The sequence below is a fragment of the Pseudoduganella sp. RAF19 genome, assembly GCF_052114165.1.
In the GTDB taxonomy this organism is placed as follows: domain Bacteria; phylum Pseudomonadota; class Gammaproteobacteria; order Burkholderiales; family Burkholderiaceae_D; genus Rugamonas.
Window position 1 is genome coordinate 75,132 of record NZ_JBFREF010000004.1, and the last position, 24,629, is coordinate 99,760.

At 63.3% G+C, this 24,629-nt stretch carries 26 protein-coding genes; 10 read left to right on the plus strand and 16 right to left on the minus strand.

The window, feature by feature from the left end; all coding sequences use genetic code 11:
* From AB4Z19_RS11505 to AB4Z19_RS11550, 10 genes are read right to left on the minus strand one after another with little or no spacing between them, the layout of a single operon-like run.
* On the minus strand, positions 1–801 hold the full coding sequence (locus tag AB4Z19_RS11505) for an aspartate dehydrogenase (protein ID WP_442029384.1): 801 nt from the start codon (positions 799–801) through the stop codon (positions 1–3).
* Positions 802–811: 10 nt separating this feature from the next.
* Positions 812–2,491: a thiamine pyrophosphate-binding protein gene (locus tag AB4Z19_RS11510; RefSeq protein ID WP_442035297.1), complete on the minus strand. Its 1,680-nt coding sequence runs from the start codon at positions 2,489–2,491 to the stop codon at positions 812–814.
* Positions 2,484–3,290, minus strand: coding sequence for an SDR family oxidoreductase (locus tag AB4Z19_RS11515; RefSeq protein WP_442035298.1), 807 nt, complete (start codon positions 3,288–3,290; stop codon positions 2,484–2,486). The genes AB4Z19_RS11510 and AB4Z19_RS11515 overlap by 8 nt, the downstream gene beginning before the upstream one ends.
* A 10-nt stretch (positions 3,291–3,300) precedes the next feature.
* A complete protein-coding gene (locus tag AB4Z19_RS11520) occupies positions 3,301–4,137 on the minus strand; it encodes an IclR family transcriptional regulator (protein WP_442026218.1) in 837 nt (278 codons plus the stop codon).
* 16 nt (positions 4,138–4,153) lie between these two features.
* Positions 4,154–5,029, minus strand: a complete 876-nt coding sequence (locus AB4Z19_RS11525; protein WP_442026219.1) for an alpha/beta fold hydrolase — start codon at positions 5,027–5,029, stop codon at positions 4,154–4,156.
* A gap of 1 nt (position 5,030) precedes the next feature.
* Positions 5,031–5,570 carry a cupin domain-containing protein gene (locus AB4Z19_RS11530; RefSeq protein WP_442026220.1) on the minus strand — a complete coding sequence of 180 codons (540 nt, stop codon included), beginning with the start codon at positions 5,568–5,570 and terminating at the stop codon, positions 5,031–5,033.
* A 19-nt stretch (positions 5,571–5,589) separates the two neighbouring features.
* Positions 5,590–6,354 carry an SDR family oxidoreductase gene (locus AB4Z19_RS11535; protein WP_442026221.1) on the minus strand — a complete coding sequence of 255 codons (765 nt, stop codon included), beginning with the start codon at positions 6,352–6,354 and terminating at the stop codon, positions 5,590–5,592.
* Between the two features lie 10 nt (positions 6,355–6,364).
* Entirely contained in the window at positions 6,365–7,159 is a 795-nt protein-coding gene (locus AB4Z19_RS11540; protein WP_442026222.1) for an ABC transporter permease, read from the minus strand.
* A gap of 35 nt (positions 7,160–7,194) precedes the next feature.
* Positions 7,195–8,169, minus strand: coding sequence for an ABC transporter substrate-binding protein (locus AB4Z19_RS11545; RefSeq protein ID WP_442035403.1), 975 nt, complete (start codon positions 8,167–8,169; stop codon positions 7,195–7,197).
* 36 nt (positions 8,170–8,205) lie between these two features.
* Positions 8,206–8,994, minus strand: a complete 789-nt coding sequence (locus AB4Z19_RS11550; RefSeq protein WP_442026225.1) for an ABC transporter ATP-binding protein — start codon at positions 8,992–8,994, stop codon at positions 8,206–8,208.
* A gap of 297 nt (positions 8,995–9,291) precedes the next feature.
* On the opposite strand from AB4Z19_RS11550, the gene AB4Z19_RS11555 reads away from it, so the two are divergent.
* From AB4Z19_RS11555 to AB4Z19_RS11575, 5 genes are read left to right on the plus strand one after another with little or no spacing between them, the layout of a single operon-like run.
* The gene (locus AB4Z19_RS11555) at positions 9,292–10,767 is read left to right on the plus strand and encodes an APC family permease (RefSeq protein ID WP_442035299.1); all 1,476 of its coding nucleotides are present in this window, start codon (positions 9,292–9,294) and stop codon (positions 10,765–10,767) included.
* A 4-nt stretch (positions 10,768–10,771) separates the two neighbouring features.
* Positions 10,772–12,733, plus strand: a complete 1,962-nt coding sequence (locus AB4Z19_RS11560) for a S9 family peptidase (RefSeq protein WP_442035300.1) — start codon at positions 10,772–10,774, stop codon at positions 12,731–12,733.
* 3 nt (positions 12,734–12,736) lie between these two features.
* A complete protein-coding gene (locus AB4Z19_RS11565) occupies positions 12,737–14,353 on the plus strand; it encodes a diguanylate cyclase (protein ID WP_442021768.1) in 1,617 nt (538 codons plus the stop codon).
* Between the two features lie 12 nt (positions 14,354–14,365).
* Positions 14,366–14,992, plus strand: a complete 627-nt coding sequence (locus tag AB4Z19_RS11570) for a Vat family streptogramin A O-acetyltransferase (RefSeq protein WP_442021770.1) — start codon at positions 14,366–14,368, stop codon at positions 14,990–14,992.
* Positions 14,993–15,009: 17 nt separating this feature from the next.
* The gene (locus AB4Z19_RS11575; protein WP_442035301.1) at positions 15,010–15,426 is read left to right on the plus strand and encodes a hypothetical protein; all 417 of its coding nucleotides are present in this window, start codon (positions 15,010–15,012) and stop codon (positions 15,424–15,426) included.
* Here the strand turns inward: AB4Z19_RS11575 and AB4Z19_RS11580 are convergent.
* Positions 15,423–15,728, minus strand: coding sequence for a YkgJ family cysteine cluster protein (locus AB4Z19_RS11580; RefSeq protein WP_442021774.1), 306 nt, complete (start codon positions 15,726–15,728; stop codon positions 15,423–15,425). The two genes, AB4Z19_RS11575 and AB4Z19_RS11580, sit on opposite strands and share 4 nt — an antisense overlap.
* Before the next feature lie 25 nt (positions 15,729–15,753).
* Here AB4Z19_RS11580 and lhpI point away from each other — a divergent pair, with 25 nt between their 5' ends.
* Complete coding sequence (gene lhpI / locus AB4Z19_RS11585) at positions 15,754–16,683, plus strand: bifunctional Delta(1)-pyrroline-2-carboxylate/Delta(1)-piperideine-2-carboxylate reductase (RefSeq protein ID WP_442021776.1); 930 nt, start codon at positions 15,754–15,756, stop codon at positions 16,681–16,683.
* On the opposite strand, the gene AB4Z19_RS11590 is transcribed toward lhpI, so the two are convergent.
* The 4 genes from AB4Z19_RS11590 to AB4Z19_RS11605 form a co-directional block, all read right to left on the minus strand.
* Positions 16,680–18,944: an FUSC family membrane protein gene (locus AB4Z19_RS11590; protein ID WP_442021778.1), complete on the minus strand. Its 2,265-nt coding sequence runs from the start codon at positions 18,942–18,944 to the stop codon at positions 16,680–16,682. The two genes, lhpI and AB4Z19_RS11590, sit on opposite strands and share 4 nt — an antisense overlap.
* 9 nt (positions 18,945–18,953) lie before the next feature.
* Positions 18,954–20,639, minus strand: a complete 1,686-nt coding sequence (locus AB4Z19_RS11595; RefSeq protein WP_442021780.1) for a M14 family zinc carboxypeptidase — start codon at positions 20,637–20,639, stop codon at positions 18,954–18,956.
* A gap of 61 nt (positions 20,640–20,700) precedes the next feature.
* A complete protein-coding gene (locus tag AB4Z19_RS11600; RefSeq protein ID WP_442021782.1) occupies positions 20,701–21,264 on the minus strand; it encodes an NADPH-dependent FMN reductase in 564 nt (187 codons plus the stop codon).
* A 46-nt stretch (positions 21,265–21,310) separates the two neighbouring features.
* Positions 21,311–22,210, minus strand: a complete 900-nt coding sequence (locus AB4Z19_RS11605) for a LysR family transcriptional regulator (protein ID WP_442021784.1) — start codon at positions 22,208–22,210, stop codon at positions 21,311–21,313.
* Between the two features lie 66 nt (positions 22,211–22,276).
* Here AB4Z19_RS11605 and AB4Z19_RS11610 point away from each other — a divergent pair, with 66 nt between their 5' ends.
* The 3 genes from AB4Z19_RS11610 to AB4Z19_RS11620 are packed head-to-tail and all read left to right on the plus strand — an operon-like array spanning position 22,277 to position 23,634.
* The gene (locus tag AB4Z19_RS11610; protein WP_442021786.1) at positions 22,277–22,924 is read left to right on the plus strand and encodes a glutathione S-transferase family protein; all 648 of its coding nucleotides are present in this window, start codon (positions 22,277–22,279) and stop codon (positions 22,922–22,924) included.
* Positions 22,924–23,238 (plus strand): DMT family transporter, encoded by a 315-nt coding sequence (locus tag AB4Z19_RS11615; protein ID WP_442021788.1) that lies wholly within the window; start codon positions 22,924–22,926, stop codon positions 23,236–23,238. Before AB4Z19_RS11610 ends, AB4Z19_RS11615 begins: the two co-directional genes overlap by 1 nt.
* An 18-nt stretch (positions 23,239–23,256) precedes the next feature.
* Complete coding sequence (locus AB4Z19_RS11620; RefSeq protein WP_442021790.1) at positions 23,257–23,634, plus strand: GFA family protein; 378 nt, start codon at positions 23,257–23,259, stop codon at positions 23,632–23,634.
* Between the two features lie 39 nt (positions 23,635–23,673).
* Here the strand turns inward: AB4Z19_RS11620 and AB4Z19_RS11625 are convergent, their stop codons facing one another.
* The gene (locus AB4Z19_RS11625) at positions 23,674–23,943 is read right to left on the minus strand and encodes a GlsB/YeaQ/YmgE family stress response membrane protein (protein WP_442021792.1); all 270 of its coding nucleotides are present in this window, start codon (positions 23,941–23,943) and stop codon (positions 23,674–23,676) included.
* A 191-nt stretch (positions 23,944–24,134) separates the two neighbouring features.
* Between AB4Z19_RS11625 and AB4Z19_RS11630 the strand changes: the two genes are divergently transcribed.
* Positions 24,135–24,614, plus strand: coding sequence for a hypothetical protein (locus tag AB4Z19_RS11630; protein ID WP_442021794.1), 480 nt, complete (start codon positions 24,135–24,137; stop codon positions 24,612–24,614).
* Positions 24,615–24,629 lie beyond the last annotated feature (15 nt).

The following is a 24,629-nucleotide window of genomic DNA, read 5'->3' on the forward strand; positions in this document are numbered from 1 at the left end:
TCAAATCGACAGGGCATGTGCGCGGTTGTTCAGGGCGCGCACCACGCTGAACACGGTCAGCGCGGAGGTTTTGGGATTGGCAGCGAGCGGCTTGCCGCGCATGGTCAGTTCCAGGTTGCCGAAGGCGCCGGAAGCTTCCACGTGGTGCACGTTCTCGTCGACGCCAGGATCGGCCAGCAGGCGTACCTGCGTATGGTCGAGGCCAAGGCCGGCCAGCGACAGCGTGGCCGCCACATTGGCGTTCTTCGGGAACAGGCGCGCCGCTTCGCGTGCCGTGCCCTCGAAAATCACGGCGGCTTCAGTCAGTGCGTCGAGATCGAACTCGCGCTCGGCCGGCGTGTCCTTCCAGGCGCGCGGTGGTTTGCGGCCGGTGTACACGACCTTTTCCAGGCCGCCGATGCGGGCCGCAGCCAGCGCATCGATGGCGCCGATGGCGCCGGACAGCAGCTGCACCTGGGTCTTGCCGCGCTGCGCCGCCTGTTCCAGCTTTTCGGCCAGGCCAGGTTCGGACAGCGCACCCACGGACACCACCATGCACGGGATACCGGCTTCCAGCGCAGGCAGAATGTGCTCCTCGATGGCCTTGTGGCCGGCACATTCGATCAGCAGGTCAGGACGTTCGCCGTTCAGGCGGCAGGCCACGCGGGCGGTCGGCACCAGGGCGCGCACGGTTTCGCTTGCCGTTTCGAGCGCCGCTTCCGGCACGATCACCAGGTCGAAAGACACTTCGGGATCGCTCTTCAGCAGGTCCATCACGCCGATGCCAATGGCGCCGCAACCGATCATCGATACATGCAGCATGCTTCGCTCCTTAAGCCGTCGCCGCAACTGGTTCGGCCGCCTTTACCGGAGGACCTGCGAACGCAGTCTTGAAGCTGCCGATCGACAGCATGTCCACTTCCAGCAGGAAGGGGCCTTTTTCCGACAGCGCCTTGCGCAGCGCGTCGCCGGCTTCCGCCAGGCTGCTGATACGCACGTGGCGGAGCTTCAGCGAATGCGACAGCTCGGCGTAATCCGGCGTGTGCAGGTCGACGTAGTGGCGGCGGCCGCCGTACTGCACGTCCTGGATGTTCTTGATCACGCCATAACCCTTGTCGTTCATCAGCACGATGACCATGTCGGCCTGTTCCTGCACGGCCGTTGCCAGTTCGCCCAGGTTCAGGATGAAGCCACCGTCGCCAGCCAGGGTGAAGGTCTTCTTGCCCGATCCGGTCACGGCTGCGCCGATGGCCGCGCCAATACCCATTGCGAGGCCCTGCCCAATACCGCCGCCCAGTGCATGCACGCCGGCCAGCGGATCGAATACGCGCAGGTAGCGGTTGCCCCAGGTCGAGTTGGACACGGTGACGTCGCGCACCCAGTTGAAGTTGCGGCCCGCAGCCTGTTGCAGCTGGTCGACCAGCGCGCTGTAAGGGCCGAGGCCATCGACCAGGCCAGCAACGGCCGTATCGCGCGCCTGCTGCAGGCGCTTGATGTGGGACGGATCGATGTTCATCTTACCTTCCAGGCGGTCGGCCAGGCCTTTCAGCGCCAGTTCGGAATCGCCGCACACGAAGTAGTCGCTTTCGTAGCAGCGGCCTTCGGCAGCCGGATCGGCGTCGATGCGGAACAGGGGACGCGGCAGCTTCAGCTCATACTTCAGCGTTTCATTGCCGCGCAGGCGGGAGCCGACCACCAGCATGGCGTCGCACTCCTGGTAGAAATTCTCCACCGGCTTGTGCAGGTTGAAGGCGCCCAGCGAACGTGGATCGTCTTCCGCCACCACGCCGCGGCCCTGGGTGGTGGTCACCACACCGAAGCCCATGTCGATCAGGCGCTTGACCTGCGCCGCGGCGCCGCGCGAACCGCCGCCCAGCCACAGCATGGGACGCTTGGCCTGCTTCAGCTTTGCCGCCAGTTCGTCCAGCGCGTGTTCGGACGGTTCGTTGCGCTGGATCGGCAGTGGCTTGAAGTCGGCCGGCATGTCGATCAGGGCAGCCTGGATGTCGATCGGGATCTCGACGCTGACCGGACCCATTGGCGGCGTCAGCGCGATCTGGACTGCCTGCTTGACCGTGCCCAGTGCAGTCTCGGTGCTGCGGATGCGGAAGGCGGCTTTCGATACGGCCTTCAGCATGGTCAACTGGTCCGGCGCTTCGTGGATATAGGACAGGCTGCGGTCCAGGTAAGGCGTTTCGATCTGGCCGGTCAGGTGCAGCAGCGGCGTGCCGGCGGTCAGCGCTTCGACCATGGCGCCTGCCGCATTGCCTGCCGCGGTGCCGGTGCTGGTCAGGCAGACACCCAGGCCGCCGGTGGTGCGGGCATAGGAGTCGGCCATATTGGCGCCGCCCGCTTCGCCGCGTGCCGGCACGAAGCGGATCTGGCCGCGCTCACCGAATGCATCGAGGATCGGCATATTGTGGATGGAAATCACCCCGAAGGCAGCTTTGACGCCACACTGTTCAAGGAAGGCCGCAATGGCGGCACCGACGGTAATTTTTTGCTTAGGCATGGCGTGCAAGTCCTCCGGAAACATCGATATGGCTGCCCGTGGTGTAGGAAGAGAGTGGCGAGGCCAGGAACACAATGGCGCGTGCTGCTTCTTCCGGAAGGCCAAGGCGGCCGAGCTGGATCTGTTTTTTCTGCGCCAGGCGGGCGGTCCAGTCGTCCCAGCTCATGGCGTTTTCTTCGGCGAGCCGCGCTTCATAGCGGCGGCGCCACTGGCCGGATTCGACCAGTCCAATCAGGATGCCGTTGACACGAATGCCATCCGGCGCGAATTCGGTGGCCAGCGAGCGCACCAGGTTATGAACACCGGCGCGTGCGGCGGAAGTGGCGACCATGTGCGGCTCTGGCTGGACGGCCAGCAGGGAGTTCACGCAAACGATGGAGGCCTGGCCGGGCGCGCGGCGCAATTGCGGCAGGAAGGCGCGCGTCGGGTTCAGCACCGAGAAGAACTTCAGTTGCAGCTCCTCTGCCCATGCGGCGTCGCTGGTATCGGCAAAGGTCGAGACGCGGCCCTGGCCGGCGTTGTTGACCAGCATGGATACGGCGCCCAGCTCGCGTTCGACCGCAGTGGCAAATTCGTTGACTTGTGCCGGCGCCAGGACGTCACAGGTGCGGGCGAAGATGCGCGCTTGCGGATATGCGGCGCACAGCTTGGCGGCAGCGCCATCGAGGCGCTCGGCATCGCGGCCGCACAGCGCCACAGCGGCGCCGGACTGCAGCAGCAATTCGACGGTGGCGTAGCCGATGCCGGACGAACCGCCCGTCACCACGGCCACTCGTCCTGTCAGGTTGGTCATGCTCATGCTGTACTCCTTAGCGCTGGAACATGTTCACGACCTGCGCGCCTTGCGCAGGGGCGTGGTCCAGCAGGCGCGACATCTCGGCGGCGTTGGCGCACACCTCGGTGATGATGCGCTGCATCTGGCCGGCGTCGATATGAGGGCCGGGGATGGTGGCGCCCAGCGCGGCGACAACCTTGCCGCTGCGGTCGCGCACCGGCGCTGCCACGGTGGAAATGCCGCGCTCGAAGAAGCCTTCTTCCAGCACGTAGCCACGTTCGCGGTCCTGCTGCACCATATTGAACAGATCCAGCACGGTGGCAGGGGTGCGCTCGGAATAGGCCTGCAGGTGCTCTTCCGGATACAGCTCGCGCAGCTGCGGCAAGGTCAGGTCCTCCAGCAGCACGCGGCCCAGTACCGTGGCGTGGGCGGGTAGGCGGGTGCCGACATTCACGGAGCTGACGAAAGGCGTCGGCATCACGGACTTGGCGACGTACACGATGGAGCGGCCGTCGCGCACCACCAGCGTGGTGGAGTAGCCGATCACGTCGCGCAGGCGTTCCAGCAGCGGACGGCCGATCTCGGTCAGCTCCAGCGACGCCAGGTATTCGAAGCCCAGGCGCAGCACTGCCATGCCGAGGCGGTAATCGCGGCCGCTTTCGCTGCGCTCCACGAAGCCCATACGTTCCAGTGTCGTGAGCAGGCGGAATACGGTGGAACGCGGCACGTCAAGGCGCTTGGCCAGTTCAGGTGCGGACAAGGTCTTTTCCTGGCGATTGAATTCGCACAGCAGGCGCAGGCCGCGTTCCAGGCCAGGCACGGTGTAGCGTTCGCTGTTGTCGTCTTCTGCGGCTTCAGGCTTGTTGGTCATTTGAAGTGGTCCCCGATTAATGTTGAAGGATTGCTGCTGCCGCGATGCCCGGCTGTTCGACATAGCAGGCGTGACCTGCGTTCTCGATCAGCGCGAAGGGCAGGCCGAAACGTTCGGCTACCGCGCGGCTGTCTTCCGGCGTGGTGATGCGGTCGGCGCTGCCGCACCACACCGCACCCGGCACGGCCGGTGCATAGTTCTCGATGGCGTCGCCGCACAGCAGGTGCACGGCTTGCGTGTAGCCGTCGGCGCGCAGTTGCGCCATATTCCAGCGCACCCAGTCGCGCTGCAGCGTGTCGGCTTGCCCGGACACCAGGCGCGCCGAGCGCTGCGTGGCCAGGCCGTGTACCCCAAGTTCACCCAGCGTGGACAGGCGCTCGCGTGCCACCTGCGTGCCCTGTTCCAGGCGGCCGGCGATGCCGTAGCCACGGGCAGGGCTGAGCAGAACCAGGCGTTCCAGCATGCCCGCGTTGGCGCCGGCGAAAGCGCTTGCCATCATCGCGCCGAGCGAGTGGCCGGCCAGCGTGCAGCGCTTGATGCCGAGGGCGTCCAGCAACTGGCGCAGGCGCGCCGCATAAGCGGCCGCCGCAGGGCGTGCAGCCGGCAGCCGGTCCGAATTGCCGTATCCGGGCGCATTCCACGCAATGACGCGGGCGTTGCGGGCCAGGTCCAGCGCGCAAGGCAGCCAGGATGCTGCGCCCGAGCCGATGCCGTGCAGCAGGACGACGACCGGCAGCGCTGCATCGGCACCGGCTGCCATTTCGCGGTAGCTCACTACGCCGCCATCAACGGCGGCCAGCTTTTCCGGGAAATGGCTGTCCAGCAGCGACAGCGCGTGCTGCAGGCCATCCGCAGCGGCGGTGGCATGGAATTGGGCGCTTGGGAAATTCATCTCAGCCTCGCTTGATCGACGCCAATGGATGCTCAGGCGGATACGTCGGCGTGATCGGCTTCTGGGCGCCCAGCATCACGCACATCAGCGCATCTTCTTCGCCGATATTGATCTCTTCGCGGTAGACACCCGGCGGGATCGACACCACATCGCGGTCGGTCAGGATGGTTTCATAGCGCTCACCGTCCTTCTCCAGCACCAGTTTCAGTTTGCCGCGCAGGACGAAGAAAACCTCTTCCACATCGACGTGCACGTGCGGCGGACCCTCGTGGCCGGCCGGGATGATCATGGTCGAGAAGGTGAAGTGCTCGGACGGGATGGTGCTGGTGTCCGAAGCGACGCCGGTGCCGCCGGTGCCGATATAGCGCATCTGTGCGCGGCGGTATTTCGGATCGTAGTCGGCCTGGAATTTCAGCGCATTCCAGTCGTACTTGCGGGTCGAGAAGCGCGCGATGCGGGTATTCATCCACTGCTCGAAGGAGGCGCCTTGCGGCTGGTCCCAGCTGCGTTTGATCTGCTTTTGTTCGGATACGTCGGTCATTTGTTTAGCTCCTGTGATCTCAATTCATTACAAAGCCGCCGTTGACGGCAAGGACCTGGCCGGTGATGAAGCGCGACAGGCCGGACAGCGCGAACAGCACGGCGCCCGTCACGTCGTCCGGCACCTGCAGGCGTTGCAGGGCACGGCCATCCTGGTAGTGCTGGTAGCGCTGGGCGGGTACGTATTCGGTCGCTTCCACCTTGGTCAGGCCCGGCGCGATGGCGTTGACGGTGATGTTGTTGGGACCTTCTTCGCGGGCCAGCGAACGGGTCATGCCGATCACGGCGCCCTTGCTTGCTACGTAGGCCAGCAGGTTCGGCGCGCCCCACAGCGGCGTGTCGGAAGCCAGGTTGACGATGGCGCCGTTGCCGGATGCACGCAGCGCCGGCAGGCAGGCATTGGTCATCAGCCAGGTACCGCGCACGTTCACCTGCATCACCTTGTCCCACATATCGATTTCGAGCTGCTGCGACGAGCGGCCGCCGGAATTGGTGATGGCGGCGTTGTTGACCAGGCCATCCAGGCCGCCCAGCCTGGCGATGGCGGCGGTGGCGCAGCTTTCGATGGAAGCCGGATCGGCCATATCCAGCGGGAAGCCGCATACCTGCAGGCCGCGCGCCTGCAATGCGGCCACGCTGTCGTCCAGCACATCGCGCAGGATGTCGGCCATGGCGACGGTGGCGCCGGCTTCGGCGATCGCCGTGGCAAACGCCAGGCCCAGGCCACGTGCCGAGCCGGTCACCAGTACGCGGCGGCCGGCGAGGAGTTTGGAAGTATCGGACATTGCGTTCTCCTTACTTCGACAGTTTCGGCAGGTAGTGCAGCACACGGCGCTCGGCCCATACGACGGCGGCGTAGGTCACGATGCCGGTCAGGGTCAGTGCGCAGATGGCGACGAAGACGGCAGCCGTATTGCCCTGGCCTTCGCCATCCACCAGCAGGAAGCCCAGGCCCTGGTTGCCGCCAACCAGTTCGCCGACCGTCACGCCGATCACTGCCAGCGTGGAAGCGATGCGCAGGCCGGAGAACAGCGCCGGCATGGCGGATCGGAATTCAACCAGGTGGAAGATCTGCCAGCGGCTGGCGTTCAGGGTGCGCACCAGGTTGACCATGTCCGGGTCCACGGTGCGGATCGCGGACAGTACATTGATCATCACCGGGAAGAACACGATCAGCACAGCGACCAGGATCTTCGGATACACGGTATAACCCAGCCACATCACGAACAGCGGCGCAAACGCGACCTTGGGTGCAATCTGCAGCGCCAGAATGTAAGGCGACAGCATGGCTTCGGCGCGCGGCGAGAGGCCCAGTGCCACGCCGACGGCGAGTCCAAGCAGGGAACCCAGCACGAAGCCGGCCACCACTTCCATCGCGGTTACGCCGAAGTGGTGCAGCAGGTCGCTGTTGTGCCACATGGCGACGGATTCCTGCAGCACGCGCGAGAAGTTAGGCAGGATGAACTCCGGCATGCCCAGCCAGGCCGGTCCCCATTGCCAGGCCGAGAGGAACACCACCAGTACCAGCAGGCTGCCGATCACGGTGCGGGCCGAGTCGTTCAGCAGCGGGCGGGATTTTGGCGCGCTCATGGCCGGGGTTGAAACGGTTGTCGTTGCGGTATTCATTAGCGTGCGGTGCCTACGAATTGGTTGGTGAACAGGTCGTTGACGGCAGCAGCCTTGCTGACGATGCCTTCGCTGACATAGAACTTCTGCACGTTCTCCATGCGCGCCGCGTCGATCTGGCCGACCGGCTGCTGGTTCGCGTACACGTATTTGCGGTACAGGTTGAAGATCTGCTCGATGCTGGCTTCCTTGCCCTTGTATGCAGGCACGGCGGCGACATAAGTTGCGGTGGCGGCCTTCGGATCTTTCATGATGTCTTCCATGCCGCGCAGAGTGGCGCGCACCAGGCGCTTCAGCAGTTCCGGCTTGGTCTTGATGGTTTCATCGGAAGCGATGATGGCCTGGGCCATGCTCTTGAAGCCGTTGGTTTCCAGGATCTCGACCTTGGCACCCGCATCGGTGGCGCTCACGATCCAGTCAGGCACGCCGGCCAGCGCCTGCGATTTGCCGCCTGCGAAAATCTGCCACACGCCGGAAGGCCCTGCCGCCTGGATTGCTGCATCGCTCTTGCCCAGGCCAATGCTCTTCATATTGCCCAGCAGTGCGTAGTAGGTGGTGTCGGTGTAGGACATCACGGTGACGGTCTTGCCCTTCAGGTCTTTCAGGTCCTTGATGCCTTCGTCCTTGTGCACGCCTACCATGGTCAGCGAACCCGCACCCAGCACGGCGATGGCTTTCACCGGCACGCCGTTGGCACGCACGATGATCGGGGTATCGCCAATCGCGCCGCCGATGACGGCATTGCCGGCGCCGATCTGCTTCGCCACGTCGACGCCACCCTTGGCTGCCACGAAGGTCACCTTCAGGTTCTCTTCCGCGTAATAGCCCTTCTGCTGCGCGATCATCCACGGTGCAAAGGCCACGGTATTCGGCGGGGCCGGCAGCAGGTAGGTGATTTCTTCCGGGGCTGCCATGGCAGGCAGGGCGCTTGTGACGGCCATTGCGCAGCCGAGAGAGGCGAGAATCTTTTTCATGCTCATACTTTCACTCCTGGTCGATGATCGTGTCGGTTAATGCAATTCCGCTTCCTGGTCCTTGCCCACCTTGAGCAGTTCCATCAGGCGGCCGGCCAGCGGGCCGATCTCGGGCAGCTTGCGGCGCTCCAGCGGGTTGTCGCGGTGCGGCAGGTTCACTTCGATTTCTTCGATGATGCTGCCGGGGCGCTCGCTCATCACCAGCAGGCGGTCGGACAGGGCGATGCCTTCGATCAGGTCGTGGGTGATGAACAGGGCCGTCTTGCGCTTCTCGTGCAGCATCTTGGCGAGGTCCTGCTGCAGGATCATCTTGGTCTGCGCATCCAGCGCGGAGAAGGGCTCGTCCAGCAGCAGCACTTGCGGATCGACGGCCAGCGTGCGGGCCAGCGCCGCGCGCTGGCGCATGCCGCCGGAAAGCTGGAAGGGGAAATGGTCCTCGAATCCTTTCAGGTGGCATTTGGCGAGCAGGTCGTCCGCCACACGCTGGCGCTCTTTGGCGCCGACGCCATCGATCTCCAGGCCCAGCGCCACATTGGCGCGGATGGAACGCCACGGCATCAGCAGATCCTTCTGCAGCATGAAGGCTACTTTGCGCACCGGGCGCGTGACCAGCTGGCCGCCGACATAGACCTCGCCCACGGTCGGCATATACAAGCCGGCGCCCATATTCAGAAGAGTGGATTTTCCGCAGCCGGACGGACCGATGATTGAAACGACTTCTCCGCTGCGGATGGAGATGTTCAGGTTACTGACCGCGGCGCGCGGTTGGGAAGTTTGCCGGTCGATGAAGCTCTTGCCGACATTGCGGAATTCAATCTCAATCATCATCTGTCTCGTTAAGTTTCATATATAAAACAAGGGTTTATATATGAGTTGTAATGTGATTGAAATATAGCAGACAAATCCCGGAGCGCTAGGGTTTTGTTCCAAATAAAAATCGTGGTTTCATAGGTAAAACAAAAGCCTCAGTAAACCGTCGCTATCTGTTGTAAAGCCACCCACAAAATACGCTGGCGGTGGTCGCGGGAAGCCCTATAATCGCTAAGTTTTTTTGACCGTAGAAAATAAGCAGGGCGCGGCGGCACAACCGGCGTGGCGGCTGCATTTACCCAAGGAAAATCTGTGAACCAAACGCTGGTACAGAAACTGACCCGTACCAAACCGGTCGGATCGGGCGGCGCGGCCGCCGAGAGCCTGCACGACACAGGACTCAGCCGCTCCATCGGCCTGTTCTCGCTGACCATGATCGGCGTCGGCGCCACCATCGGCACCGGTATCTTCTTCACCATGGTGGAAGCTGTGCCCAAGGCCGGTCCTTCGGTGATCCTTTCCTTCCTGCTGGCGGCACTGACCGCGGGCCTGACCGCGCTGTGCTACGCCGAGCTGTCCTTCCGCATCCCCGCTTCCGGTTCCGCCTACTCTTTCGCCTACAGCACGGTGGGCGAGTTCCTGGCCTTCATCGTCGCCTTCTGTTTACTATTGGAGTACGGCCTGGCCGCCAGTGCCACGGCGATCGGCTGGTCGGACTATCTGAACAACTTCCTCATCAATGCCTTTGGCTGGCAGATTCCCGAGGCATTGCGTTCGCCGATGATCGTGTCGACGGCGGAAGGCACGATCTATAACCTGAACCACTTCAACCTGCCGCCGATGATCCTGGTGGCCTTGTGCTGCATCCTGCTGATCCGCGGTACCAAGGAATCGGCGACCACCAATGCCATCATGGTGATGATCAAGCTGGCGATTCTGATCTTCTTCTCCGCGATCGCGCTGAAGGGTTTTGATATCAACAACTTCCACCCCTTCCTGAAAATGACGCCGGGTGAGCTGGTGCCGGGCGTGTCCGGCATCGCAGCGGCGGCAGGCACGGTGTTTTTCTCCTTCATCGGCCTGGACACGATTGCCACGGCGGGCGAAGAAGTGCGCAATCCTAAGCGCAATGTCCCCGTCGGCATCCTGGGCGCGCTGGCGATCGTGACGGTGTTCTATATGCTGGTGGCGATCGCTGCGATGGGCGCGCAGCCGGCGCACATGTTTGAAGGCCAGGCTGCCGGCCTTGCCGTGATCCTGCAGAACGTGACGGGCAAAGCCTGGCCCGCGCTGGTGCTGTCGGCCGGTGCGGTGATCTCCGTTTTCTCCGTGACGCTGGTGACCATTTACGGCCAGACCCGCATCCTGTACGCGATCGCCAAGGACGGCCTGGTGCCGAAGGCTTTCCAGACCGTGAACCCGAAAACGCACTCGCCGGTGGCCAACACGCTGATCGTATCCATCGTGGTGGGTATCGTGGCCGGCCTGGTCGATTCCACCTTCCTGTGGGATATGGTCTCGATGGGCACCCTGACCGCCTTCATCATCGTGTCGATCGCGGTGCCGGTGCTGCGCTCCAAGGACCACAAGGCGGGCTTGCCAACGAAAGGCGGCTTCCGCGTGCCGTTCGGCCCTTACTTCGTGCCGGCGCTGAGCATCGCCGCCTGCGCTTATCTGATGATTAACCTTTCCCACGCCACCAAGGTAATCTTTACTGTATGGATGATCGTGGCGGTGCTAACCTACTTCTTCTACGGCATTCACAACTCGCGACTCAAAAAGGTGTAAGTTCATGCAGCTGAAAGCAATCGCCCAAACAACCTTCCTGGCCACGGCCATTTTGTCTGGAGCGATTGCCCAGGCAAGCAGTGAGCAAGATCGTCAGGCACTGCGCGAATACCGCGCAGTCGCCATCTCCCCCGCCGGTGACCGCCTCGTGTCGCTGGAATCCCTGGACAGCAATGCCGCCGACAAGCGCCCGCACGCCACTGTGGTGGTGCGCGATGCGGCCAGCGGCAAGGTCCTCAACGAATACGATCCCTGCGCCGCCTGTAATTACGACCGCCCGAGCTGGTCGCCGGACGGCAAACAGGTCGCCTTCGTCGGCACCGAAAGCAAGGCGGGTACCGCCATGCTGTTCGTCGCCGGCAAAGACAAGACCCAGCCGCTGCTGACGCTGAAAGGCGTCGCCAGCACCGCGCGCTGGTCGCCGGACGGCAAAACGCTGTCCCTGCTGGCCACCATCGGTGCGAAGAAAGAGACTGGCGCCACCTCGGCCGGAGCGCGCCAGATCGGTGAAATTGGTTCGGATGAAGATGCGCAGCGCATCGGCGTCATTCCTGCCAGCGGCGGCACGCTGAAGCTGCTGTCGCCTGAGGATACCTTTGTCTATGAATACGACTGGACGCCGGACGGTAAAGGCTTCGTGTCCACCAGCGCCAAAGGCAATGGCGATAACAATTGGTGGGTAGCCAAGCTGACCTACGTGGATGCGGCCACCGGCGCGCTGCGCGTGATCGCCTCGCCGGGCACGCAGCTGAACATGCCGCGCGTGTCGGCCGACGGCAAGACCGTGGCCTACATCGGCGGCTTGATGAGCGACTTCGGCGTGGTGGGCGGCGATATCTGGACGGTGCCGCTGGCTGGCGGCGAACCGGTCAATCTCACGCCTGGCTTCAAGGGCACGTTCAACGGCATCGCATGGCGCGGCAATCAGCTGGTAGGCAGCGCGCTGCTGGGCGACCAGACGGCGCTGGTGTCGATTGACGCCAAATCGGGCAAAGCCGAACAGCGCTGGTCCGCTGCCGTGAGCTCGATGGGTTCGGATGGCCGTTTCTCCTTCAGCGCCGACGGCAGCAAGGCTGCGGCGGCGCAGGAGGACTTCGAACATGGCCCGCGCCTGGTGGCTGGTCCTGTGGCCAGGCTGCAAACCATCACGCATGACAACGAAGGCTTTGCGCCGCAAGTCTCCGTGCGCAATGTGAGCTGGCAGAACGAAGGCTTCAGCGTGCAGGGCTGGCTGATCGGCCCGCGCAATGTGGATGCGAGCAAGAAGTATCCAATGATCGTGCAAGTGCACGGCGGTCCGTCGTCGGCCGTGTCGCCGCGCTATGTGTCGGCGGGCGAGTATGGCAACCCGACGGCGCGCTTGCTGATTGAAGCGGGCTACTTCGTGTTCATGCCGAATCCACGCGGTTCCTACGGCCAGGGCCAGGAATTCACCCGCGCCAACCGCCGCGATTTCGGTGGTGGCGACTTGCGCGATATTCTGGCTGGCGTCGATGCGGCCGCTCGGGTGGCGCCAATCGATGTCAATCGCCTGGGCCTGATGGGCCATTCCTACGGCGGCTTCATGACCATGTGGGGCGTGACGCACAGCCAACGCTTCAAGGCCGCCGTGGCCAGCGCAGGTATCGCAAACTGGATCAGCTACTACGGCCAGAATGGTATCGATCAGTGGATGGTGCCGTTCTTCGGCGCCACCGCTTATGACGATCCAGCCGTCTATCGCGCTGCCTCGCCGATCGAATCGATCAAGTCGGCCAGGACGCCGACCCTGGTGATTGTTGGCGAGCGCGATGTGGAATGCCCGCCGGCGCAGTCGATGGAGTTCTGGCATGGCCTGCGCGCGATGAACGTGCCGTCCTCGCTGGTGATCTACGAAGGCGAGGGGCACTCGATGAAAAAACCTGAGCACCTGCGCGATATGCGCCAGCGCACGATCAGCTGGTTCAATCGATACCTGGGAAGTTAAGGCATGCGGGTTCGGGTAAAGCTGATGCTGGCCTTGCTGTTCACCGGGCTGGCAGCGGTGGCAATGGTGGGCGGGCTGGCGTATGTGTCGGTCAATTACAAGGTCGATGCCATCCGCCGCGATCAGGCGGCAGAGCACTTCCACCATTTCATGACGGCTTACCTGGCCAAGTACGGCGACTGGCAGACCGCCAACGCCAACGAATCCTTCGACAGCTTCGTGCGCCGCACCGCTGGCGAGCAGGGCGATCTGGCGCCTCTGCCGCCGGATCGCACAGGCCAGCGAGCGGCCTTGCAGCGCGCAGGCGCCGCCGCCGGTCCCGACGCCGACTCACCGCGCAACGGCCCGCCGGAACTGCGTCCCCACCTGGACGGCCGGCCGGACGACGCACCGCCGAATGGGCTGCGCCGGCTCGGCGGCCCACCAGACGATGCTCCCCCACACGATGGTCCGCCCCGCTTGCGCCCGACGCTGGACGGCCCTCCCGAGGATGGCCCCTCTCGCGATGGCCCGCGTGGTTTGCGCCCGATGCTGGACGGCCCACCCGAGAATGGCGCTCTTCGCGATGGCCCACCGGGGCCGCGCCCGCCGCCGCCGGACGGACCGCCGGGCCGTGGCTTTCGGCCGCCTGGTGGTCCTCCCGGCGAACCGCGCTTCCGCTTCGTCCTGGCTGATGCTGACTATCGTGTACTGCTCGGCGGCGGCCAATTCCATCCCGGCGAACTGCTGCCTGAGAAGCTGCGTCTGACCTCCCGTCCCATCCTGGTGGATGGCCGCGCCGTCGCGCACATGTCCACTGAAGGCGTGCTGACGCCCACGCGCCAGGAGCAGGAGTACCTGGACGCGATGAAGTCCTCCCTGCTGGCAGGCGTCGCCGCCGCAGCCGTGCTGGCGCTGGTCCTCGGCTGGACGCTCAGCCGGAGCCAGACGCGCAGTGTGCGCAGCCTCACGCGGGCCGTGCGCCTGATGCACAAGGGAGAACTGCGTCAACAGGTGCCCGTGCGCGGCAAGGACGAAGTGGCCCAGCTGGCAGGCGCCTTCAATGAAATGAGCGAGCAGCTGGCGCAGAAACACGAAGAGCTGGAAGCGTCGCATCAGACCATCCTGCAGCAGGCGGAGCAACTGCGCGAGTTGAGTATCCGCGACGCCTTGACCCAGCTGTACAACCGCCGCCACTTCGACGAGCAAGCGACGACCTTGTTCAACCAGGCCGTGCGCCACAAGCGTCCGCTGACGCTGGTGATCTGCGATATCGACCACTTCAAGAAAATCAACGACAAATATTCGCACGCGATTGGCGACTCCGTGCTGCGCCAGGTTGGTAGCATCCTGCGCAATCACATGCGCCTGTCCGATCTGGTGGCACGTTACGGCGGCGAAGAATTCGTGATGGCTTTTCCGGAAACGCCCGGCACACAAGCTGCAGCATTATGCGACAAGCTGCGCAGCCTGATCGAGAATTTCGACTGGCATGAAGTGCACCCGGAACTGAAGGTCACCATGAGCATGGGCGTGTGCGCCGATATCGCCGCCGGCACCGCCGAAGCCATGCTGCAAAAAGCGGACGCGCTGCTCTATCGCGCCAAGGAATCCGGCCGGAACCGCGTCTGCTGCGCGTGATAGTATTTATGCATGAACGGTCCAGACCCATCGAACAAGCACCCGATGGCGGGCTTCCCGCAGGTGTGCTTCATCAGGAATACCGTCACCAATCCGAACATCGTCATTGGTGACTACACCTATTACGACGATCCGGATGACTCCGAGAACTTCGAACGTAATGTGCTGTATCACTTCCCCTTCATCGGCGACAAGCTGGTGATCGGGAAGTTCTGCGCGATCGCGCGCGGCGTGAAGTTCATCATGAACGGCGCCAATCACAAGACCGCCGGCGTATCGACCTATCCTTTCTTCATTTTCGGGAACGGCTGGGAAAAGGCTATGCCGCAACCGGGCGAGTTACCGTACAAGGGCGATACCGTCATCGGCAACGATGTGTGGATCGGCTATGACTGCCTGATCATGCCGGGCGTGAAAGTCGGTAACGGCGCCATCATCTCATCGCGCTCGGTTGTCGTGTCCGACGTCACACCCTATTCGATCGTCGGCGGCAATCCCGCCAGGCAGATCAAGGAGCGCTTCGCTCCGGACGTTGTTGCAGAACTGGAGGCCATCGCCTGGTGGGATTGGCCAATCGAAAAGATCACCCAACATCTGAGCGCCATCACGGCAGGCGAGATTAGCGCACTCAAACTTTAACCGAAGAGGATTTCAGCATGAGCGATTCGCCGGAACAGCTTGGGCAGGACATTTTTGGTGAAATTTCGCTCGCGGCCGCGGACGCCAAACGCTGGGCGAGACAAAACTATTTTTGTGCTTACTTCATCTCAGGCGTCATCGTCGTGGCCAGCATTACTGCAGGCCTGACGGTTGGTCTTGACGAATTGCCCAAGTGGACCCGTGCTGCGCTTGCCTCCTTGCCTGCGGTGATGCTCACCGCGAGCACTGTTTTCAGGTTCGAGCAGAAGTCAGCCTGGTTCTGGAAGAAGTCCAAGGCGCTTGAGGCGCTGGTCCGGCGTCTGAAGTATGAATCCGTCGCACCTCATGAAGCAAGCCAGCTGTTTAGCCAGATTGAGGAGTCGATGGAAAAGGACTGGGTATCGTTCGGGACCGTTGGCAAAGCAAACAGTTAAATCGGCGACAGCCCATATGCGGCGCGGGCGCGGTTGCAATCGGGAGTGCCTTCGTTGAATTCGCGGCAGGTGCTGGAGCGTTGGGCGTAGATTTCGCAGCCGACGCAATCGCCCACTTCGCCGGTCAGCGCGACACAGCGCGAAGGAGCGGTGTCGGTGCCGCGCATGGCGACATGGTAGGGTGTGACGGGGATCGTCAAGTGCTGAGGGACGGAGCCACCGGGATGCGCGTCGCTTTCGCCCCAATAGAACGATACGCGGAATAGGGCGCAGCACGCGCCGCAGCCCTGGCAATGTGACATGCGGCTAATGATAGCAGGAGGATGCATGAGGGAGTCGCTCGATTCTGCCGCTACCGCAGCGCTGCTGCCGTTTCCTGCGCTCGTTTCAGCACTGCGGCGGGCGGTCGATGAGCTGGCGCGCGGTGTGATTGCCTGTCCGGCGCGGCAGGTGCAGCCGCTGCGCGCGGGCGGCATGTTGCTGTCGATGATTGCAACGGCGCCGGATATCGCTGTCCACAAACTCGTTTCCGTCGTACCGGATAATCCTGAGCGTGGATTGCCGACGATTGCCGGGCAGCTCAGCGTGGTCGATGCTGCCGATGGCGGTATCCGGCTGATTCTGGATGGCGCTACGGTGACCGAGCGGCGCACGGCGGCGTTGTCCATGCTGGGCATTGAAACGCTGCTGGGCCATGCACCGCGCCGCGTGCTGCTGGTTGGGACGGGCGTGCAGGCGCTGAGCCATGCGAAGGCACTGGCCGCGTTGTATCCGGCTGTCACAATCGATGTGGCAGGGCGCAATGCAGCCTCCCTGGAGCGTTTCTGCATGGAGCTGGATGTTTTGCTGCCGGGCGCGGGTGGACCACGTTATGCGGCGGCGGATCTTTGCGCGGTGGACGAGGCAGTCGATGTCGTGATTACGGCGACAACGAGCGCGCAGCCGGTTTATTCCTTGCCCGCGCGGGCGGGACGCTTGCTGATTGCTGTCGGGTCGTTCAAGCCTTCAGCGGCGGAGATAGGCGCGGAGACGGTACGCGCCAGCCGGGTATTTGTGGATGATCTGCACGGCGCCCGGCACGAAGCGGGGGACCTGCTGCAGGCGGGCGTGGATTGGGAGCGCGTGCAGGGCCTGAGCGCGGCGCTGACTGGGCCGCCGCTGGCTACGGCGGAGCCGGTGCTGCTCAAGACGGTTGGATGCGCGGCCTGGGATCTGGCGGCCGCGCGTGTGGCGCTGTCGATGCGCGGCGCCGGTTAAGGCTGGACGTTGCGGATGATCGCTTCGCTGTGCACGATGATTTTGTCGGCGTCGGCCTGCAGCAGCTGGATGCGGCGCTGAACCAGCGGCCAGCCTGGCCAGCCAGGGACGGACCAGCCAGCGGACGTTGCAGCCGCGGCGCCGCCCGCCGCGCCAGCTGGGACGCTGGCCAAAGCGCTGGCCGAGGTGGCGGCTGTTGCGTGGCCCGCTTTGGCGGTGGCCGCCGACGTCGCGCTTGGAGATGCTGACGGAGCGACTGTTGATGCCGAGATGCCATTGTGGCGGGCGAGGGCGACGGTCAGGGTTTGGTAGACCTGCTCGTGGCTTTGCTCCAGCATGGCGTTCACCTCACCCGCCGGAATATCCCGCACATGCCGGCGCAGAATCGCGCGCAAGGCCGCGACGTGGGCGACGAGCAGATAATTCTGCACGATGAACAAATTAATATCCTCAGCCGCGCGCTGCTTGCTGGCCGGTTCGTCGAGCATGCGCACCAGCGCCGCGCTGAGCGCCGCCAGCGCGTCCATCAGGCGCTTGCGCTGGATGCGGTAGATGAAATCGTTGCGATGCTTCCCCTGCAGCAGATCGAAGCTGGCTTCCATATAGCGCAGGTTCACGTCCAGCACATCGCGGATCAGACGTGGCAGGGATTGATACTCCCAGCTCGCCAGCACGAAGCTGAAGGCCGTCGCGATCGCCGCGCCGATAAAGGTATCGACCAGGCGCTCGTAAATCATGCCGCCGCCGGGCGAGATGATGTACATCCACAGCAGAATCATCACACTGACCGCAATCGCCGCATAGCGGTAGCGCAGATAGGTAAAGGTGAAGGTCGCCACCGTGGCGGCGATCAGCACCGCCAGCAGCACCGGCGCGTAATTGAAGAACTTCAGCACAATGGCTGTGATGATGCAGCCGATCACCGTGCCGACAATGCGGTCGCTGCGGCGCTGTTTAGTCATGCTGAAGCTGGGCTTCAGAATAATCACGATAGTCAGAATGATCCAGTAGCTATGCGCTTGATATGGCAGCATGGCTGCAATTGCCAGCCCCGCCGCGATCGCCATCGATACGCGCAGCGAGAAGCGGAAGATCGGCGAGTCCCAGCGGAAGTGCGACAGCATCAGGTCCAGCTCATACTTCTGCTGCGACAGGAAGGGCTGCAAGTCCATGTCCGCCCAATACGGCGTATTGCCCATGTCCTTTTGTGAAGCGGCATGCAAATCCGCGATCATGGTGGCGATTGCGCGCACCTTGTTGCGCTGGGCGCGCAGCACAGCCAGCGCTTCCTGGCGCGGCTTGCCCGCATCGACTTCCGTTTGCAGCTCGGCGATCTGCCGATCCAGCGCGTTGAACTCCGGCGTGTAATCGATCTCGCTGAACGAGGCGCGCTTGCGCGTGACGGCAAAGGCCACCGACTCGATATCGCGCGCCGCCTTGTAGGCCAGATCGTGCAGGGTTTTCAGCGACGGCGAATCGACCAGATGATTGCGCAGCAGCGCATAGTCCGTGTGCGTGGACAGGATCTGCTCGTACAGATCCAGCATGCAGACGTGGATCTGCACCACGATCGCGTCCTTGCGATTCTGGTGCGAACGCAGGATCAGATCGCGCGATGCCTGCTGGCGATCGGCCAGCAAAGCCTGATGGCGTACCAGCTTGTTGAACTGCTCGGTGAGGTTGTAGCGCGTGTCGTAGAAATCGGCCTTGATGTCGATATAGGCCGCCAGCTCGAACAGCGCCTCGGCCAGCACCTGCTGCTTGATGCGGTGGCGCAGCGTCCAGGCCACGCCCATTGCATACGCCAGATAAGCCAGCGCACCAAGCAGGAACAGGCCTGCGTGCGCAAAGGACTGCAAAGGCGTGAGCGTCTGCTCGATCGACATCGTCATGATGAACAGCGTCGCCAGTTGCAGCGGCATCGACTTCTTGCCGTAGACGACCATCATGCTGGCGAAGAAACTCACCGCCACCAGCAGGGCCATCAAAGGCCAGAAATAGGGGCCGAACAGGCTGATGACCAGGGTGACGGTCGTGCAGAGCAGGACCGACGCCATCATCTCGTTGAACTTGTGGCGCAGAGGACCGGGCATGTCCATCAGCGCCGTGCACAGCGCGCCGATGCCGACCGACATGGCGATGTGCACGTCGAAGGCCCACAGCGTCAGCCCGATAATGCCCACCAGGCCAGCGCCGAAGCGCAGGCCCAGGTGGAAGTAGTGGCTGTAGAAGAAAGTGCGGAGGTTTAGCGCGTAGTGCATGGCCCCGTCTTACACAATCGACAGCACCGGATAACGGCGCCATTCTGGCTCCGCGTGGCGCTTGCAATTGTGGAAGATGAAGTGGAGCACGGCTTCCTGATTGGACAGCAGCGCAGGATTGGCTTCTTTCCACGCTTCGAACTTCGCCTTCAGTTCAGGCTCGCTTTGCAGCATTTCCAGCGCCAGGTCTTCAAACACGTAGTCGGAGATGGCTTCCTTCTTCTCCAGCACCGAATTGAAGAAGCCCCAGCGGAAGAAGCTGTCGTGCGCCTGCGGTTCCAGGGTTTCGATGGCGTAGCGCGCGTTGTCCTGATCCAGCGACACGTGCCAGTCGCCCACGTTCAGATTGAAGCTGCCTTCGCGCTTCTCGACCTGCACCACGTCATGGAACATATGGCCTTCGTAAGCGTGAATGCGTGGTTGCGCCTCGGCGATGTGGTAATACTGGGCATGCACTGTGGTCGGCGATTCGATGCGGGTCATCTCAACGCCATTCCATTGCAGGCGCTCGATCACTTCGCGCCAGGCCTGCGGAATCACATAGGCTTTCGGCGCCTTGATGACGGTGTCGGCCTTGAAGTGGGTGAACCAGTTGATGTCGCGCGCCCATGGCTTGCTGCGGTCGTAGGACAGGCGGATGTAGTCGCCGATCACGCTCGGATGGCGCTTCGCTTCATAGCCCTTGAAGTGGAACTTGGCCGGGTTGGCTTCATCCATGGACCAGGTCACAGCCCATTCCTTCTGCTTGCGCTGCGCAGCTTTGGCGGCGGCGCGCAGGCCTTTGATTTCTTCGGCGTTGGCGATGGTGTAAGCCAGCGTCACTTCCACCAGGGCGCGCATGGAATCGTAGCGATCCTTGAAGGGCTTCAGCATATGCGTCTCCGGCATGAAGCCGATGATGTTGTGCAGGGCGGTGAAGCCGGTGGAGAAGCGCGGCACTTCGAGGAAGTCGGCGATGCCGTCGTCCGGCGTATCCTGCACCGGATTCACGTAAGGGCAGGTCGGCCAGCCGGCGGCTTCCATGTCCTTGTACATCTGCGGCAGCATCTTCTCGCGCAGGTATGGACCGAGGCCCGAGCCCAGCTTGTCCGGCTGGGTGTGGATCAGGGTCATGGTGTAGGTGTAGTCGGCGCCGTTGGAGGTGTGGGTATCGACCATCACATCCGGGTCCCAGGCCGTAATCAGCTTGTTGAAGAACTGCGCATTCAGCGTGTCGCACTTGATGAAGTCGCGGTTCAGGTCCAGGTGGCGGCTGTTGCCGCGGAAGCCGAATTGTTCCGGGCCTTCCTGATTCGGACGCGAAGTGTTGGCGCGGTTCAGGCAGCCGTCCACGTTATAGATCGGGACAAACAGCAGCACCGTCTTGCCCAGCTTTGCCAGGCGCTCCGGCTGGAAGCACAGGTCGCGCACCATTGCCATGCAGGCGTCGATGCCTTCCGGCTCGCCGGGGTGGATACCGTTATTGTTGAAGAAGACCGTGCGGCCTTCGCGCTTGATCTGTTCGCGGTCGAACACCCCATCCGCGCTGACGATGCCAACGTGGATGGGAATGCCCGCGTCCGAGACGGCGGCCTGCTCGAACTTCAGAATGTTGGGGAAGCGTCGCGCCAGTTCTTCGTAGAAGGCGATGCATTCGGTCCACAGCGTGGTCTGGTTCTGGTTGCCTTTTTCGTAAGGCGTGAGCAATTCTGGCATGGCGTCTGGATCTCAGAGTTGGGCGGGAAGCGCGCCGGGTAGGCGCGCTCGGATTTTACCATCAGCCCTTCGGTGCGTTTGCCTCGACCCAGTTGGCGAAAGCGGCGGCCCACTTCTTCAGCGTTTCCTTGGTCTGGTCATTGGTGACGTGGCCGTCCGGGCCGAGCAGGCTGGTGCCGTTGCCGATGTAGACCTCCGGGCCGGGCATGGTCGGCGCATTCAGCGTGACCATGCTCTGGCGCACCTGCATATTGGCCGCGAAGCCGCCCACTGCGCCGATGGAGGCGGACACCACGCCGGTTGGCTTGCCGGCCCAGATGCTCTTGCCCCATGGGCGGGAACCGACGTCGATGGCGTTTTTCAGCGTGCCGGGAATGCCGCGGTTGTACTCCGGCGTGAAGAACACCACGCCGTCCATGGCGCGCAGCTTGTCGCGGAAGGCGGTCCAGGCAGCCGGCGGCGTGTTGGCATCGTCCAGGTCCTGGTTGTAGTGCGGCAGTTCGCCGATGTCGACGAATTCGAACTGCAGCGACGCCGGCGCTTGCGCCACCAGTTCGTTGGCGAATTTGCGGTTCAGGGAGTCCTTGCGCAGGCTGCCTACGATGAGGGCCACTTTCTTGGTCATGATAGCTCCACGGTTGTCAGGGGTGATGAAGAAAAAACAATGTACATCATGCCGGCAAAACGTGCTCGTTTTGCTGCAGTTCCTCGTAAAGGTACTGGCTGAGCGCCTTGATCCTTGCCACATTGCGCAGGTCGCGATGGGTGAGTACCCACAGCTGGGTATGGAAGAGCGGGTCCGGCTCGGCCAGGCGCTCCAGCGTGCGCTCGCGGTCGGCCAGCAGGCAAAGCAGGGGCGATACGCCCATGCCGTGACGGGCGGCGTCCACCATCGTGATCAGGCTATCGGCGCGCACCGCATACTGCTGCGGCGGCACGTGCCGGGCCAGCCATTGCGCCATCGCCAGGTGGGACAGCGATTCGTCGGGCGCGACCCAGCGGTGGGCGGGCCAGTCGTCCTGCGCGATGCCCAGACGCTGGGCGCTGCGCAGGTAGGCGTGGGAGGCGTAGAAGGCCGTCGCCAGCACGCCCGCTTTGCGGCCCACGAGATTCGCGGGCGGCGTATTGGACGGGCGCACGGCGATGTCGGCTTCGCGCTGGGTCAGGTTCAGGAAGCTGTTGTTGACCACCAGCTGAAGTTGCACTGCCGGATGCAGCTCCTGGAAGCGGTGCAGGATGGGCATCAGCAGGCCATGGGCCAGCGTGTCCGTGGTAGTGAGGCGGATCGGTCCGCGCAGCTCTTCATCCAGGCCGCCCAGTTCGCGCTGGGCGGAGCCGATTTCCGCTTCGATGGGGCCGAGGCGGGCGCTCAGCGTTTCGCCGGCGGCGGTCATCACATAGCCGGATTGCAGGCGCTCGAACAGGCGCACGCCCAGCGCCTGTTCAAGGCTGTCCAGGCGGCGCAGCACCGTCGAATGATTCACGCCCAGTTCGCGCGCCGCGCCCGCGATGGTGCCCGCCCGCGCGACGGCGGCGAAATGGCGCAGATCTTCCCAGTCCAGATTATGCATATTTGCTTAACCGTTCCGCTAATTTTGAGAATTTTAATGCGTTTTTGCGGCGGCTACACTGGCTGCATGAAAACACTACACACTGCCAACACGCCCAACGGGCAAAAGATCACCATCGCGCTGCAAGAGCTGGACATGCCGCACGAGGTGGTATTCGTGGACCTTAACGCTGGCGAGCAGCATCGGCCGCCGTTCAGCGAGATGAGTCCAAACCACAAGATTCCTCTGCTTGTGGAGGAGGACGGCCGGCCGGTTTTCGAGTCCGGCGCGATCCTGATTCACCTTGCGGACCATGCCGGCCTCGCCGATTGCGCGGGACGGCTGCTGCCCGCAGGCGGCGATGCGCGCAGCGAAGTGCTGCAATGGCTGTTCCTGCAGATGGCGAGTATTGGTCCGATGCTGGGCCAGCTCTGGTTCTTCCGTCATGGTGCGAAGGAGCGCAACGAGATGGCGCTGGAGCGCTATGGACGCGAGGCGCGGCGGCTGTACGGCGTGTACGAAGAGCGCTTGCGCGAACAGCCGTGGGTGGCTGCCGGCCAGTATTCGATCGCCGATATCGCGGCCTTCACCTGGCTGCGTTCGCACCATGAGCTGGGGATTTCGATGAGCGATTACCCGGCAGTAGCGGAATGGCTGGCGCGCATCGAAGCGCGTCCCGCCGTGCAGCGCGGACTCGCCGCCGCCATTCCACCAGCGCGGGCGGATGCCGCGTAATGGCCTGGCTGCTGTTGCTGGCCGCGGCACTGGTCGACATCGCCATGGCTGTCGCGCTGAAGTATGCGGACGGCTGGACGCGGCTGTGGCCCAGCATCCTCGGCCTGCTGTTCGCCAACGGCGCCATCCTGCTGCTCACGCTCGCGCTGCGCAATCTGCCGGTCGGTACGGCGTTCGCCGTCTTCACGGGCATTGGCGCGGCGGGTGCGGCGGCGCTGGGAATTGTCTTCTACGGCGAAAGCGCGTCGCCTTTGCGGCTGGTGCTGATCGCGGTCATCGTCATGGGCATCATGGGGCTGAAGCTGGCAGAATAGCTCCTGGATAAGGAGACCATGATGACTGAACCGATTCGCGGCAGCTGCCTGTGCGGCGGCATTACCTACAAGGCCAATGGCCCGTTCTTCCGCTCCAGCCACTGCTACTGCGACAACTGCCGCAAGCAGCACGGCGCGGCGGCGGGAAGCTATGTGAACGTCGATAGCAAAGGCTTCGTGATCGAACGCGGCAAGAATCTGCTGGTGGAATTCGAATCGTCCGAATATGGACGGCGCGGCTTCTGCAAGGTATGCGGATCGTCGCTGACCTTCCGCACCACGCTGGAACCGGAGCGCATTGCGCTGGCTCTGGGCGCGATGGACACGGCCTACGACAAGCCGCTGGAACGCGAATGGTTCACCGAGCACAAGCCGGCCTGGGTGCCGGGCAAATAAAAGCCCGCCTGGCCTGGCGGGCTGCTCAGCCGTGGGGGGTTATCTGACCCGTCCGCGGAAAATTAGGTTGACGATCGCCAACAATATCACGGCGCCGAGGAAGGACACTACCAGCGACATGACGCTGAAATCGTCCGCATTGATGGTCCCCGCACCGAATAGCGGCGACAGCAGCCAGCCGCCCAGCAGGGCGCCAATGATGCCCACGACCACGTTCAGGAACATGCCCTGCTGCGCGTCGGTCTTCATGACGAGGCTGGCGAGCCAGCCGATGATGCCGCCAATAACGATCCAGATAATGAAGTTCATTGCTCACCCCCTCGGTCTTTTGGTTGACAGATCGCAGCCAGCCTATTGCCCGGCCCTGATTCCAGTGTAGGACGCGCTTCGGTAAAGGTCAGTGCGCCAGCGAACCGTTGCAGATGTGAGGCAACGAACAGATGCCGCAGCCGGGCTGGCCTAAGGTGGCAGCAAAGCGTTTATCTTGGAAAGGATTTCCCATGGACAGCAAGGACAAGGATCTGCGCCGCAAGGACGGCGACCCTCTGGACGTTGCAGAATCCCTCAGTGAGCATCCGGTCGGCACCGGACTGGGCGTGGGCACCGGCGCTGTCGCAGGCGCCGCGGCCGGCGCTCCCGGCGGCCCGATCGGCATTGCAGCCGGCGCCGCGATTGGCGCGCTGGCAGGCGGACTGGTGGGGCAGGGCGTGGCGGCTTACGTCAACCCGGCCGAAGAACGTGTCTACTGGCAGGATCACTACCGCAACGAGACTTACTTCAACCCCAACTACGACTTCGACGACTACCAGCCAGCCTATGAAGTCGGCTACACCATCCGCGGCCGCAGCGACACGCACTGGGACCAGCTGGAAGATAAGCTCGGCTCGGAATGGGATAAGGTGAAAGGCCAGTCCCGGCTGACCTGGGAACAAGCCAAAAACGCCGCCCGCGCGGCGTGGGACAAGATCGATAAAGCCTGATGGCGATGCGGCGGG